We start from the raw sequence: 13,459 nt of genomic DNA, 5'->3' as shown, positions 1-13,459 counted from the left end.
TGGAGGCCCCTCCCGTTCGATTCGGGAGGGGCCTCACGGCTGGTGCGCTCGGCAGGATTCGAACCTGCAACCTTTTGATCCGTAGTCAAATGCTCTATCCGTTGAGCTACGAGCGCGTGGCGCTACGGGTAGAACATTACACGACCACCGGTGGGGCCGACCGATTGCCTCGATCTACCTCCTCGGTCGCCGTTCGACCGACGACGGTGCCGCGGGTGCTCCGCTCAGGTCCAGGACTCCGGCCAGTTCGGACAGTCGGGCGAGTTGCTCCGCCTCGCTCCGGAGCCCGTTGGTCGGTTCCGGGGTCGAGCCGTCCCAGAAGTCGTGGGGCTCCCAGTCGGTCCGGTCCTTGAGCTTCTCCACGCTGCCGCCCGGGCCCTGTTGGGTGACCGCACCGTGGTGCGGGTGCTGCTCGGGGTGCTCCCCGGCCCGCAGCGGCTCGGCGGTCGCCATGGTCGCCGTCACCAGCGCCTGGGCGGCGTGGCGCCAGGTGAAGCTCTTCAGCGTCTCGTAGAGCCGGTCGGCGTCACCGCGCGCGGCCGGAAGCCTTCGGTGCAGCGTGGCGATGGCCGCGGCCCACGCCTGTGCCCGCTGGTCCCCGCCGCCGTCGACCTCGTGGCCACTCTCGGCGTCGATGTTGAAGGGCGCGTCGACCGTCATGCTGTCGCTGTAGTCGGTCACCTGCTTCAGGAACTGCGCCGCACCGCTCTCCCCGTTGACGAGGACCGGGATGCTGCGTCCCGCCGCCTCGGTGGCGACCAGCCCGAAGCCCTCGTGCAGCGAGGGCATGATCAGCGCGTGCGTGCGCTCCCGGTCGTTCTCCAGATCCGCGGGGTTCTTGCTGAAGGGAAGCATGGTGACGCCGCCCTCGCCTTCCGCGCTGATGATGGACATCCACTTGGCGTGCTCGGCCGCGTTCTTCTCCGGGTCCGGTCCGCCGCGGATCGTCAGGCGGACGTCAAGACCGTGGCCGCCCTGGGCGCGCGGGCGGCGCAGGATCCCGATGGCCTGGACAGCGGCCTCGACCCCCTTGATCTCGTCCGTGGCGCGTCCGGGGAGCAGCAGCTTCAGCTTCCTCGGCAGGTGCAGAAGGTACTTGGCCTTGTTGAGCATCGACGGCTCGACCGGAGTCCCGATCTCGGTTCCCGGCACGAAGCCGTGCAGCGCGGGGACCCGCAGGATCTGCTCCGACAGCCGCTCGGCCTCCCTCGCGAGCAGCGGACCGACGCCGGCCACCAGGTCGGCCTTGTGCATCAACTTGCGTTCCGTGGTGGCCTTCTTGGCGCCCTTCTCCGGCTGACGCTTGATCTTGTCCAGCCGCGCCGGGCTGGTGTGCAGGAAGTGCACCACCCGCGCGCCCGGGTACCAGGAGTCACGGATCTTCTGCGCGGCGGGACCGGAGAAGCGGGAGTGGCCGATGACCATGTCGAACGCGTCATCCGCCGCAGGCAGGCCGTGCTCGGCCGGAGCGCCCTCGGCCAGGACGTCGAGCCGGTCGCGGCCCTCCTTCACGCCGGGCACCAGGGCGTTGACGATCCTCGCGCCGCCGTGCTGGCGGGTCGTCTTCGCGTGGTCGTAGTCCTCGTGGTCGTCGACCGTGAGCAGCGTGACGTCGTGGTCGTGGTTGAGCCCCTTGACCAGCTCCATGTTGAAGACCGGAACCCCCCCGAGCCCCAGACCGCTCTCGTCGCAGACGACCAGCACCCTGCGGCGGGGCTGGGCGGCTGCGTCCTGCTGGTCGCCGTTCCCCCGCATGCGCTGCACGGTGGCCGGCTGCGCGGCGCTGCGCTGAACCGCCGGGTCGGGACCCTCGTGCGCATGGCCGCCCTCGGCGCAGCGCTGCACGGGCGCGGGGGCGTCAGCCAGACGCTCGTTGGCGCTCGCCGCCCGTTCGAAAGGGTCCCCCGGGTCCGAAACGCGCACGCCGTCGCCGCGGTCGGTGCCCGCGACGGGTCCCTTGCGCTGCTGCGAGACGTGGGTCAGCTCGTGGAACAGAGTCCGGTCGTCGACCGTGCCCGTCCCGGAAACGATCGCGTTGCCCACGGTGTACGCACGCGCACCCACGCTCGCCGCGGACCGCTGGGCCACCGCGTCGGTGTGCAGGCGTACGGCGGAGAAGTCCTCCCGGAACACCGACTCGGCCTGCTGCCGCTTCACCGGATCCAGCGGGGCCCCGCTCCTGGACGTCACTTCCTGGATCGCCGCCCCGGCGTCCGCTTGGGAGTCCGTTTCGGAGGGACGTCCCGAGCGCTGCAGCATCTGGACCACGGCGGCGTTGCCGACCGTCCCTTGCAGCGATCCCACCCATGTCGACGGTGCGGCGGACGACGGCTGTGGCGCTCGTCCCGACGATCGAGCTGGCCGCTGCCTGTCGGTTCGCTTGTCCTCGTACGTGCTCATCGCGATCCTCAGTCCGGGGCGCTGTACCAACAAGGGGACATATCACGGTAGTTGCAATGCTTCCAGCCGCACAAGAATCGGCGGCTACGGGCTGTGCCGCCGGAAGAGACGAAGGGGCCGCCCGTAGTTGACGGAGCGTCGACCACTGTCCACGGAGCGTCGGCGACCGCCGGGCGTGCCACGTGGGCCCGACCGGGACGTGGGTGGGTGGGCCCTTGCCTTCGCGCTGCGGGGACATCGACTCCGCGCCTGAGACCTGCGACACATCCCCGCTACCGGGCTCTCAACCCACGGATGCAATCACCCCATGACGCCAGAAGCCCCGCACTGTTCAGTGCGGGGCTTCTGATCTTGTGCGCTCGGCAGGATTCGAACCTGCAACCTTTTGATCCGTAGTCAAATGCTCTATCCGTTGAGCTACGAGCGCCTGTTCTGTTGTCTTGCTCGGTCTCTCAGGGCTTTCTCTCGTCCGCCCCTCGCGGCCTCACGGGAAGAACATTACACGACCTCCAGCCGGAGACGAAATCGACTATTCGCACCGCCGTCACCCAGCCCCACCTGCGACTGACGCACCGAGGCCCGGCCGCCGCGCGACGCCGCACAGGACGCGACGGCGAGGAGCCCGCGCGCAGAGCGTCCAGGCAGCTGGGCCCCGCGACACCCCCGAGCGCACAAGAGGCGACGCAAACATTCACACACCGCCACAAACAGCGAAGGCCCCGACCTGTGTGACAGGTCGGGGCCTTGCTCAGGGAGCGGAGGCTGAGGGATTTGAACCCTCGATGGGCTTTAAGGCCCAAACCGCATTAGCAGTGCGGCGCCATAGACCGGACTAGGCGAAGCCTCCTCAGGCGCTCGTGCTCACCGACTGGCGATCACGACCGTCTGCATGGATGATGCCACAACCCTGGGGGTCGCGGCTAACCCTCGACAACGTTACTAGGCAGGTCGCCGCGATCGCAAAAACAATGCGATAGTGCTAGCTGGCCGAATCCCGGCGTCGGACCCGTCCGGTGCCCGCTCGTCCGGGATCCAGCCAGCAAGGCAGCACGGATGCGAGCTAGGAGGACCTCCCGTCGTGAGCAGCAGGCCGACCCGAGGCACTGCTCGCCTCGCCGCGATACTCGACGCCCTCCCCGACGCCTTGTTGCTGGTGAACAGCAACGGCACCGTTGTCGACGCCAACGACGCAGCGGTGCAGAGCATGCAGGCCCCTGGGACGTCGCTGGTCGGACGGGGCGTGCTGGACCTACTCCCGGATTTCGACCCGAGTCGGATCCCCGGATCGATGCGCCCGCGCGGCAACAGCCGCGGCGACGGGTCGGACGGGGACGACGACGCACCCGTGCGGATGACCGCACGGCGCACGGACGGGTCGGCGTTCCCGGTCGAGGTGCAGGCCGCGGAGTTCGAGGACGACGGACGGACCTACGCGTCCGGTGGCGGCAACGGACTCGGCGGCGGCCTCGGGAGCAGCAGCCTCGGCGGGGGCGGCGGCTACTACGGCGCGACTGTGACCATCGCCTCGCCGAGCGAACGCGAACTGCTGCTGATCGTGGTGCGCGACCTCCAGCCCCGGCTCGAGGTCGAGGCCGAGCTGCGCCGTCAGCACAAGCAGACCGAGATGATCCTGCGCGCCGCGGCCGAGGGCGTCGTCGGCGTCGACACCGACGGCCGGGTGGTGCTGGTCAACCCGGCCGCCGCGCACATCCTCGGCCACCGGGCCGGTGAGCTGGGCGGCCAGGAGCTGCTGCCGCTGGTGATGCACTCCCGCGCGGACGGCTCGCCGCTGCCGCCCGAGGAGTCACCGCTGACGGACACGCTGAGCTCGGGCCGCCGTCACCGGGTCCGCTCGGCGACGCTGTGGCGCAAGGACGGAAAGCCGGTGACGGTCGAGCTGTCCACCGCACCGGTGCGGGACGGGGAGCAGTTCGTCGGCGCGGTGATGACGTTCACCGACCGGACCGCGTACCTGGCCCTCGAAGCCCGCCACGACCACCTGACCGCCGTGATGGAGCAGGAGCTGCGCAGCCCGCTGGACCGGCTGAACGAGACGCTGGAGCAACTCGCCCGCGACCCCGCAGGCCAGCTGTGGCCGGAGGCGAACTGGGTGCTGCGCCGCCTCGCCGACGAGTGCCGCCGCACCTCGCAACTGCTCGACGGGGTGCTGGAGTACCAGCGCTTCGACGCCGCGCTGGATGCAGGCCAGGAGCAGCTGCAGCGCGAACCGGTCGCGCTGGAGAAGGTGCTCAACGAGGCGATCGCCGAGGCCACGACCATCCTGGGCGAGGGCCGGGTCGAGTTCTCCGTGCACCCCTCGCCGGTCGAGGTCGAGGTGGACGAGAAGCGGCTGGCAGGGGCGGTCGCGCACCTGATCGCGGACGTGGCCCTCCCGACGGAGTCGGCGTCGACGGCGTCGAACGGCGAGGACGGCGACGGCGGCTCCGGTCACCGGGGCGGCAACGGTGGCCGGAACAGCGGCGGACGCGGCGCCGGCGCGCGGGGCAGCAACGGACGCGGCAGCGACCTGTTCGGCATGGCAGTCGGCATGGCGTCCGGGCTCTCCGGACGGCGTCACCGGGGCAACGGCCCTGAGACGGCCGTGGTGATAGCGGCAGCGCAGCGCGGCGAGGTGGCCCGGATCGAGATCCGCGGCCCCGGCGTCGGCGGCGGGGCGGCCCACCTGCCCATCGCACGCGGCGTGGTGGAGCACCACGGCGGCGTGCTGCAGTCGTACGAACTCCCCGGGCGCGAGGGGCTGACCTACGTGGTCGAGCTGCCGCTCGACCCGGAGAACGTGGCCGTGACCCGCCCCCTGCCCGCGCCCGGCGAGAACGCGACGGCGATCCTGCCGGACCTGCCGCCGGAGCTCGCCGCCATCGGCGAGGGCCGCGAGGGCCGCGAGGGACACGAGGACGGCACCGGCGAACGCCGTGAGGGCCGGACGGGGCGCGCCGCGGCCAAGGCCGGGAAGGCCGCCCAGGCCGGGAACACCCGGAACGCCGCGACCGCCGCCGAGCCGGCCGACGGGACCTCGGACGGGGCCGGACTGCCCGCGTTGCCCCCCGGGCTGTCCTCCCAGGACGAGGGCGGCGCCGCGACGGAACGGGAGGCGGCCGCAGCCGCAGCCGGATCGGCGGAGGCCCCGGCCACGGACACGCCGTCCCAGGGCACCGACCGGTCGCGCCGACGCAACCGCCTGCCCGCACCCGAGGTGGTCCGCCCGCCGCGCTCCGCCGCCCAGGCACAGGCCGAGGCCGAAGCGGAAGCAGCAGCCGCTGCAGCCGAAGCGCAGGCAAAGGCGCACGCGCAGGGCCAGGCCGCCGACGGCGCGCAGGGCTCCGGCTCGGGCGAGTTCCCGGGCCTGATCGGCGGGCCCGTCTACCCAGGGCTGGAGCACGCGCTGCCCCCGGCCGGGAGCATCGTGCAGCCCGAACCGCGCCGCGCGCCCAACGGCGGCAACGGCCGGCGTCGGCGTCTGGCCCTCGGCCCGGCGACGGGTGACGCCGCGCCTCCCGCCGCCTCGGCGGCGCTGGAGCCGGTGCAGCAGATGGGCCTACCGGAGATGTCGCCGGACAGCGACCTCCCCCACGCCGACTCAACCCTGCCAGAGCCGTTCGGCGGACGCTTCGGCGGCCAGGCGCAGCAGCAGGGCAACGGCCTCAACTCCCTGAACGGCCAAGGCCACGACCCGAACCAGGCCCCCAACCAGGGGCAGCAGCAGGGCCGGCACCCGAACCAGAACCCGTCCCAGGCCTCGGCACAGGCTCCAGCACAGCGCCGTCGCGCGCACGCCGCGCACCAGGCGCAGGCGCAGGCGCAGGGCCAGGGGCAGGCGCAGGGGCAGGCGCAGGGGCAACTGCAGGGCGGCCAGGACGCGCCCCAGGACCAGCCGGGCCAGCAGCGCGGCCCGCTCGCCCTCGGGCCGGGCGTGCCGTCGCAGGCCCGTCAGCGCGGCAACGGCCTGCACGGCGGCGCCCCGATCCCGCTGCCGCCCGGCAGCGGAGGCACGCTCGGCGGCAACACCGGCGTGATGAGCCTGTCCCAGTCGCCGCTCCAGTCGGTGCAGACGCCGCCCAAGGGAACACAGCTGACGGGTGGTCACCAGGATCCGCTGGGCGGACCGCAGTCCCACCTCCCGCAGCAGCAGGGACACCAGCAACAACCGCCGCTGAACGACAACGGCCCGACCGCCGAGAGCGGCCCTGAGTTCATCGCCGGCGCCGACTACCCGACCATGGTCACCCCCGCCTCCGACGGCCATCCGCGACGGCTGCTGGTCTGGCCGGAACCGGATCCGTCGACCCGTCAGGCGCTCCAGGACCGCGGCTACCGACCCGTCATCGTCCGCTCCCGCGAGGAGGTCGACGCGCAGGTCACCGGCTACCCGGCGGCGCTCTTCGTCGACCCGCTGACCGGGCCGATCACCCGGACCGCGTTGCAGTCGCTGCGCACCGCCGCCGGGGACGCCAACGTGCCGGTGCTGGTCACCGCCGGCCTCGGCCAGGCCACCCCGGAGGCCGCGTACGGCGCGGACCCTGCCGTCCTGCTGCGCGCCCTCGCGCCGCGCGACAGCGAACGCCACGCGCCCCGCGTCCTGCTGGTCGAACAGGACCCGCACATCACCGCCGCCTTCACGGCGACGCTGGAACGGCGCGGCATGCACGTCGAGCACGCGGCGTCGGAGAACGACGCGGTCTCGCGCGCTGGCAGCGTGCAGCCCAACCTCGTGGTGATGGACCTGATGCTGATCCGCCGTCGCCGGATGGGCATCGTCGACTGGCTGCGCAGCAACAACCGGCTCCACCGCACGCCCCTCGTCGTCTACACCTCTGTGGACGGCGCGGAACAGCGCGCGGGCCTGCGCTCGGGCGAGACCGTGCTCTTCCTCGCCGAACGCTCCACCTCCCCGGAGGTCCAGGCGCGCATCGTCGACCTTCTGGGCAAGATCGGCTCCCTGGGCGAGGCCTGACGGAGCGTCACATCAACGAACCGGGACCGATGCGAAGCGCATCAGTCCCGGTTCGAGGTCGCTCAGGCCAGGCCCGTCAGCCCTGGTAGGCGGGGAGACCCGCGTGGGTGGTGACCTGGACCGGTCCGCCGCGGCCGTGGTCGAGCATGACGTCGGTGCCGGTCGGGGTGCGGAAGGCGATGTCGGCGCCGTTGGCCGAGAAGGTCGGCTCGGTGTAGTTGGTCGTGGCGTGCGGCGTGAGGTCCTGGACGACGGGCTTCGAGCCGGAGAAGGTCCCCTCGAAGATGTGGTCGTGGCCGCCGACGGAGCGGACGAAGACGACCTCGTCGCCGTTGGGGGAGAGCCCGGGCTCGGAGCCCTGGAAGACCTCACTGCCCTGCTGGCGGATGTAGTCGTCGCGGATGTAGACGTCACCGGTGTGGGTGTTGTCGTACACGATCGAGCCGTAGGTGCCGCCCGAGTTCGGCCAGTTGTTCTCGGTCATGGGCAGACCGGACTCCCCGGCGTACGGGTTCAGCGACAGCAGGGCGGGCGAGCCACCGTGCGCGGTGGCGGCGACGGTCTCCAGGCGCGTGGTGCCGCTCTTCGAGGAGACGAAGATCAGGTTGTCCTTGCCGGGGATCCCGTCCGCCGAATCTGCCTTCGCGACCTGCCAGGTGGGGTGGGACCAGATCTGCCCACCGGGGTTCTTGGCCACGACGACGCGGCCGCTGCCGTTCGGGTTCGCGACGTCCAGGTTGCCGAAGCTGTCGACGAACGCGGCCTTGGTGCCGCTCGGGTTCCAGGCGAGGTCGCGGACGTCGGTGCCGAAGTCGACCCACTTGCCGTCGATCATGACCCACGGCGAGCCGTCGCTGATGGTCAGCCCGTTGGCCGCGCTCACACCGTTGCTCGCGGCACTGATGGCGAACGTCGGGGCCGCGGTGGACATACCGCGCGAGGCCGCGTCGGCGACGGTGGGCGCAAGCGCGCCGGCCACGGCGGCTGCAGCGATGACGACGGCGGCAGCGGTGCGGCGATGACGAACGGTCATGGCGGTGTCTCCCCTGGTACGGCGGTGGTCGCGAGCCGGAAACCGCAGTTGCCGCTCCGTGCGATGTGAGAATCGTGTCAACGGAAGGTCGTGGAACTGTGAGGCTGATGTCACCGCCTCGCAACAGCCCGCGATCACGTACCTGCCCAAGGTCGCACAACTGGACCACGAGCGGGCTGTGGTGACGTCACTCCGACAAGACCCCGCGGGGATCAGGCAGACCGCCAAAGCCTGACGAGGCCGAAGGCCCGGACTACACCGGCAGTTCGGGCCTTCGGCGTTAGTGGCCAGTGGGCCGCGTCAGGGGGCGTAGTAACGCCCTCGGCGACAGCCTGGCGACCTACCTTAGACGCGGAGTCCCAGGAGCAACCGACCTGGAGCGCCGCGCACGCGAGGCACTGTTCTAGCACCCGCACCGCCGGAAGGACCCACCGACGTGGTCCAGCAGACCGCCGACCAGCCCACCGCCCTCAAGCCTGCAACCGAGTCGATGACCCTGCTGGTCGCCGCCGTCATCGTCCACGACCTTGAGAGTCAGCGGGTCGTCCTGATCCAACGCGGCCCCAAGGCAAAGTTCGCGCAAGGCATGTGGGACCTTCCCGTCGGTAAGAGCGAGCCTGGGGAACCCATCACCGAGACGGCCGTGCGCGAGCTCAAGGAGGAAACCGGCCTGGTGGTTGCCGTGGATGATCTCCGACTGGCCCACGTCATTCACGGGGCTCGCGGGGTCGAAGCACCCAACGGTTTCCTGACCGTCGTCTTTGCTGCTCACCGCTGGTCCGGCAACCTCACCAACGGCGAGCCGGAGAAGCACGCGCAGGTCGCGTGGGTGGCTACGAACGAGATCCCGGAAGCCTTCGTGCCCACTACCGGCAGTGCGCTGACCCGGTACCTTCACGACGGACCGCAGGTCTCGGTGGACTCCTGGGGGTCCCAATGAACGAGCGGTCCGGTTCGGCGGCCACCTGAACCACCGGTGACCGCCGGAACACTCCAGCAGCTCAGCAGTAGCGAGCAGGCTCAGCCCTGCCCGCCCTTGCCTGGCTTGGTGTCGTCCCAGGTGACGTCCAACTCGCCCGCCGCGTACTCGGCGCGGATGACCTTCTTGTCGAACTTCCCCACGCTCGTCTTCGGGACCGACTCGATCACGGACCAGCGCTCCGGGAGTTGCCAGGAGGCGACGCGCTCGGCGAGGAAGGCGCGGAGGTCGGCGAAGCCGATGGTGGTGTCCGGGCGGAGGACGACGGTGGCGAGGGGGCGTTCGCCCCACTTCTCGTCCGGGACGGCGACGACGGCGGCCTCCAGGACGTCGGGGTGGGCCATCAGATGGTTCTCAAGCTCGACGCTGGAGATCCACTCGCCGCCGGACTTGATGACGTCCTTGGCGCGGTCGGTCAAGGTCAGGAAGCCGTCGGGGCTGATGGTGCCGACGTCGCCGGTGCGGAGCCAGCCGTCCTCGCTGAACTTGTCCGAGGAGAGCTGCTCGTCGCCGTAGTAGGACCCGGCGATCCACGGACCGCGGACCTCCAACTCGCCCGTGCTGACGCCGTCGTGCGGGGCGGGGCGGCCGTCGGGGCCGATGATCCGGGGCTCGACGGAGGCCGGGAAGCGGCCCTGGGTGAGGCGGTAGGGCCACTCCTCCTCGGCGGTCAGCCCGCCCGGCGGCAGGGCGAAGGAGCCCAGCGGCGAGGTCTCGGTCATGCCCCAGGCGTGGACCAGGGTGATCCGATGGCGCTCCTCGAACGCCTTCATCAGGGACGGCGGGCAGGCGGAGCCGCCGATCACGACGCGGCTCAGCGACGAGGTGTCATAGGGGTTCGCGTCCAGCTCGCCCAGCAGGCCGGTCCAGATGGTCGGCACGGCGGCGCTGACCGTCGGCCGCTCCGCCTGGATCATCTGCGCCAGCGGCTTGGGCTGCAGGAACCGGTCCGGCATCAGCAGCGAGGTGCCGACCATGAACGCGGCGTGCGGCAGGCCCCAGGCGTTGACGTGGAACATCGGGACGACGGTCAGCGCCTTGTCGGCGGAGGTGAGCGCGAAGTCCTCGGCGGAGATGACCTGGAGGCAGTGCAGGTAGATCGACCGGTGGCTGTAGACGACGCCCTTGGGGTCGCCCGTGGTGCCGGAGGTGTAGCACATCGCGGCGGCGGTGCGTTCGTCCAGGTCGGTCGGGAAGGGGTAGCTGGTCGGCCGGTCGGCGATCAGCTCCTCGTAGGTGTGGATCGCGATGCCGCGTGCGGCGAAGCCGTCCAGCAGCGCCATGCTCCCGGCGTCCGCCGGTCCCACAACCACGACATGACGCAGCGTCGGCTGGAGCTGCGGCAGCAGCGGTGCCAGCATCGGCAGCAGGGTGCTGTTGACAAGGATCGCGTGGTCGCCGGCGTGGTTGATGATGAAGGAGAGCTGGGCGGCGGGCAGGCGCAGGTTGAGCGTGTGCAGGACCGCGCCCATCGACGGCACCGCCAGGTAGATCTCCTGGTGCTCGGTGTTGTTCCACATCAGGGTGGCGACGCGCTGGTCACCGGTGACGCCCAACTCGTCGCGGAGCGCGTGGGCAAGCTGCGCGGCACGGGCCCCGACCTCGGCGAAGGTCCGGCTCTCGGTGCTCTCACCGTTCCAGGTGGCCACGGTCGATCCGCCGTGGAAGGTCGAACCGTGGGCCAGGATCCGGCCTACGGTGAGCGGAACGTCCTGCATCGTGCTGAGCACCTGGGTCCTCCTTGACCTGACCTGGCCTGAGCCGGTCGGAGCCGACTCCCCCTCCTCCCACCATGGTGGTCCGGGCGGCCTCGGCCGCGCGTCCTACTGGCGAGTAGGGGCGTACCGGGAGATTCTCGTCCCCACCAGGGCCCCAGGCAATGGCCGGGGCGCCGACCATCAGCCCGGATACGGGTGCGGCCGCACAATGCCCCCGCTGCGCTCAGCGGTCATCCGTCCGCAGGTCCGCAGTCAGCCGTCCACAGATCCGCAGGTCCGCAATCCGCAGTCACCAGTGAGCAGTGACCAGTGACCAGTGACCAGTCAGCCGACGACGGCGACGGGCCCGTCGACCGCGTTGCGGTCGATCAGCAGGCCCTGACCGCCGTGGTCCTCGACGTGGTTGGCGAGGTACTGGTGCAACCTCCGGTGCCCGGACCACTGGCTCGCGCCGAGCGCGTGGTAGCCGTCCGTCGAGTTGCGGCGGTCCCAGCGCGCGTACCAGATCACGTCCGGCAGGCCGTTCTGCTGGGCGGTACTGGTCAGCGCCGCCTCCCGGTAGGCGGAGAGGGACGCCAGGTCCGCCACGCCGGAGTTGGCGGAGCTGTAGAAGCCCGCCAGGTAGCCGCCGGAGTGCACCGCGCGGGACCACGCCGTGGTGTAGCGGAGCACGGCCAGGCTGCACCTGCCCCGGTCGCGCACGTACGCCTCCATGTCCAGGTAGATCGGGCTCGACGCGCCCAGTCCGAGTGCGCGAGCCGCCCTGACCGCGTCCGCACCCTCGCTCTGGCCCTGGTTGAAACCGGACCAGTAGCCGATCCGCTCGCCCCGGCCGTGCGGGCTGGCGACGCACGGGGCCTGCGCGCCGACGTAGAGGGGGAGCAGCCGCCAGCCCATGGCGGTGGCCTGCTGCACATACGCGCGGTTGAGCCGGGGCTGCGCGCAGCCGCGGTTGATGCCGCCGATGTAGATGCCGAGCGCGCCGTAGGGCGAGGATCTCCGCCAGGCGCGGAGCAGCGAGAGAGCCGGTGCCGAGCAGGTGTCGAAGGCCTGCCCGTGGAAGACCTGTGGTCCTCTGTACACGGGCTCGGCGGCCTGGGTCGGGGATGCCAGCGCCGGTACGGAGAGCAGCGCGAGCATCGTGCAGAGAAGAGAGCGCAGAGCGGTTCGCGGTTTGGTCACATCCGATCGTGAGCTGATTGTCCGTTATCTGACGATATGCCACGCCCGAGTAAGGACATTACCGTCTGGAGACTCCTTACCCCATGCTGGACCGTCAGCCCTCCGCACTTCCCGACGCGTCCGCCTCCGCCGCCTCCGCTGCCTTGATCAGCTTGCGCTGGGCCACCCAGGTCTTCGCGGGCCGGAAGCCGACCCGCTCGTAGACGGAGGGCGCGCCGGTGGGCGAGTCGGCGTCGACGCCGAGCGAGGCGGTGTCGAAGCCGTCCGCCTGCGCGATCCGCAGCACGTGCGTGAGCAGCGCCGACGCGATGCCGCGCTTGCGGCCCGCGCGTGCCGTGCCGACCAGGGCGACGTAGAGGTTGCGCTTGCCGGTGACCTGCCGCTGCTTCTCGAACTCCTCGCCGAGCACGATCCCCAGCGGCGCTCCGCCGGCCTCGTCGTAGGCGACGAGGCTGTACTGCGCACGGAACGCGGAACCCTCGACGAAGCGGGCCCAGCTCTCCGGGTCCATGGGCGTGTAGTCGAAGTGGTCGCGGAAGGAGTCGTTGCGCACCCGCAGCGCGTCCGCCGACCGCTGCGACGTGAACTGCCTGACCACGACGCCGCGGGGCGCGGGCGTCGGGGGCAAGCCGGCCACCGCCTCGGCCAGGTCGGCGACCTTCATGTCGTGGAACCACCGGATCTGCTCGTAGCCGAGCCGGTGGAACAGCTCCATGGTCGGCTCCGCGTCGACCGGGCAGCCCGAGTTCAGCGCCAACGCGCACCCCGGGAAGCGCTCCTCGTGCAGCGGCAGCGCCGCACGCTCCGCCCAGCGCAGCAACTCCGTACCGATGCCCCGGCCTCGGTACTCCGGGTCGACCCCGCCCCGCTGCCGGGACTCGTGCACCGGGTTGGTCGCACTCCTGGCGATCAGCACAGCGAAGCCGACCATGCGGTCGCCGTCCCAGACGCTCATGCTGCCGCGCGGGTAGTCCTGGTTGGGACTGTCGAAGTCCTCGAGCAGGTCCTGCTCCGAGAAGTTGTCGTCGGTCTGCTGGTCCGCCTCGATCGCGTCGATCAGCCGCACCCAGGCAGTCACGTCGGCGGTCCCGATCGGACGCCAGACGTAGTCGCTCGGGGCCTCGCCTGCACGGTCGGCTGCTCGGTCAGCGCTCATGGTTCGGATTGTCGACCTC

The 13,459-nt window shown here is 71.1% G+C and carries 7 protein-coding genes and 3 tRNA genes; 2 read left to right on the top strand and 8 right to left on the bottom strand.

What is annotated here, in order from left to right:
* Window positions 1–40: 40 nt before the first annotated feature.
* The 4 genes from ABH928_RS12245 to ABH928_RS12230 all read right to left on the bottom strand — a co-directional run bounded on the left by ABH928_RS12245 (window position 41) and on the right by ABH928_RS12230 (window position 3,247).
* Window positions 41–116: transfer RNA gene (locus tag ABH928_RS12245), tRNA-Arg, on the bottom strand.
* A 58-nt stretch (window positions 117–174) separates the two neighbouring features.
* Window positions 175–2,304, bottom strand: coding sequence for a DUF4157 domain-containing protein (locus ABH928_RS12240; RefSeq protein ID WP_370065255.1), 2,130 nt, complete (start codon window positions 2,302–2,304; stop codon window positions 175–177).
* 450 nt (window positions 2,305–2,754) lie between these two features.
* Window positions 2,755–2,827, bottom strand: a tRNA-Arg gene (locus tag ABH928_RS12235).
* Window positions 2,828–3,156: 329 nt separating this feature from the next.
* Window positions 3,157–3,247, bottom strand: a tRNA-Ser gene (locus tag ABH928_RS12230).
* A 231-nt stretch (window positions 3,248–3,478) separates the two neighbouring features.
* On the opposite strand from ABH928_RS12230, the gene ABH928_RS12225 reads away from it, so the two are divergent.
* On the top strand, window positions 3,479–7,372 hold the full coding sequence (locus ABH928_RS12225; RefSeq protein ID WP_370065253.1) for a PAS domain-containing protein: 3,894 nt from the start codon (window positions 3,479–3,481) through the stop codon (window positions 7,370–7,372).
* A gap of 76 nt (window positions 7,373–7,448) precedes the next feature.
* Here ABH928_RS12225 and ABH928_RS12220 read toward each other — a convergent pair whose 3' ends face one another.
* Window positions 7,449–8,405 carry a hypothetical protein gene (locus ABH928_RS12220; protein ID WP_370065251.1) on the bottom strand — a complete coding sequence of 319 codons (957 nt, stop codon included), beginning with the start codon at window positions 8,403–8,405 and terminating at the stop codon, window positions 7,449–7,451.
* Window positions 8,406–8,841: 436 nt separating this feature from the next.
* Between ABH928_RS12220 and ABH928_RS12215 the strand changes: the two genes are divergently transcribed.
* Window positions 8,842–9,345 carry an NUDIX domain-containing protein gene (locus ABH928_RS12215; RefSeq protein ID WP_370065249.1) on the top strand — a complete coding sequence of 168 codons (504 nt, stop codon included), beginning with the start codon at window positions 8,842–8,844 and terminating at the stop codon, window positions 9,343–9,345.
* An 80-nt stretch (window positions 9,346–9,425) separates the two neighbouring features.
* On the opposite strand, the gene ABH928_RS12210 is transcribed toward ABH928_RS12215, so the two are convergent.
* From ABH928_RS12210 to ABH928_RS12200, 3 genes are all read right to left on the bottom strand, one after another.
* Window positions 9,426–11,114: a long-chain fatty acid--CoA ligase gene (locus tag ABH928_RS12210; RefSeq protein WP_370065247.1), complete on the bottom strand. Its 1,689-nt coding sequence runs from the start codon at window positions 11,112–11,114 to the stop codon at window positions 9,426–9,428.
* Window positions 11,115–11,426: 312 nt separating this feature from the next.
* Complete coding sequence (locus tag ABH928_RS12205; RefSeq protein WP_370065245.1) at window positions 11,427–12,284, bottom strand: DUF1906 domain-containing protein; 858 nt, start codon at window positions 12,282–12,284, stop codon at window positions 11,427–11,429.
* 94 nt (window positions 12,285–12,378) lie between these two features.
* On the bottom strand, window positions 12,379–13,440 hold the full coding sequence (locus ABH928_RS12200) for a GNAT family N-acetyltransferase (protein ID WP_370065243.1): 1,062 nt from the start codon (window positions 13,438–13,440) through the stop codon (window positions 12,379–12,381).
* Between the last annotated feature and the right edge of the window lie 19 nt (window positions 13,441–13,459).

Origin of the sequence: Streptacidiphilus sp. MAP5-3 (assembly GCF_041262505.1) — a bacterium.
In the GTDB taxonomy this organism is placed as follows: domain Bacteria; phylum Actinomycetota; class Actinomycetes; order Streptomycetales; family Streptomycetaceae; genus Streptacidiphilus.
This window is presented reverse-complemented; position numbering and strand designations above follow the sequence as displayed.

Excerpts from the sequence above, each read along its gene's own strand:
- ABH928_RS12200 (WP_370065243.1), bottom strand. The coding sequence starts at position 13,440 with ATGAGCGCTGACCGAGCAGCCGACCGTGCAGGCGAGGCCCCGAGCGAC.
- ABH928_RS12220 (WP_370065251.1), bottom strand. The coding sequence starts at position 8,405 with ATGACCGTTCGTCATCGCCGCACCGCTGCCGCCGTCGTCATCGCTGCA.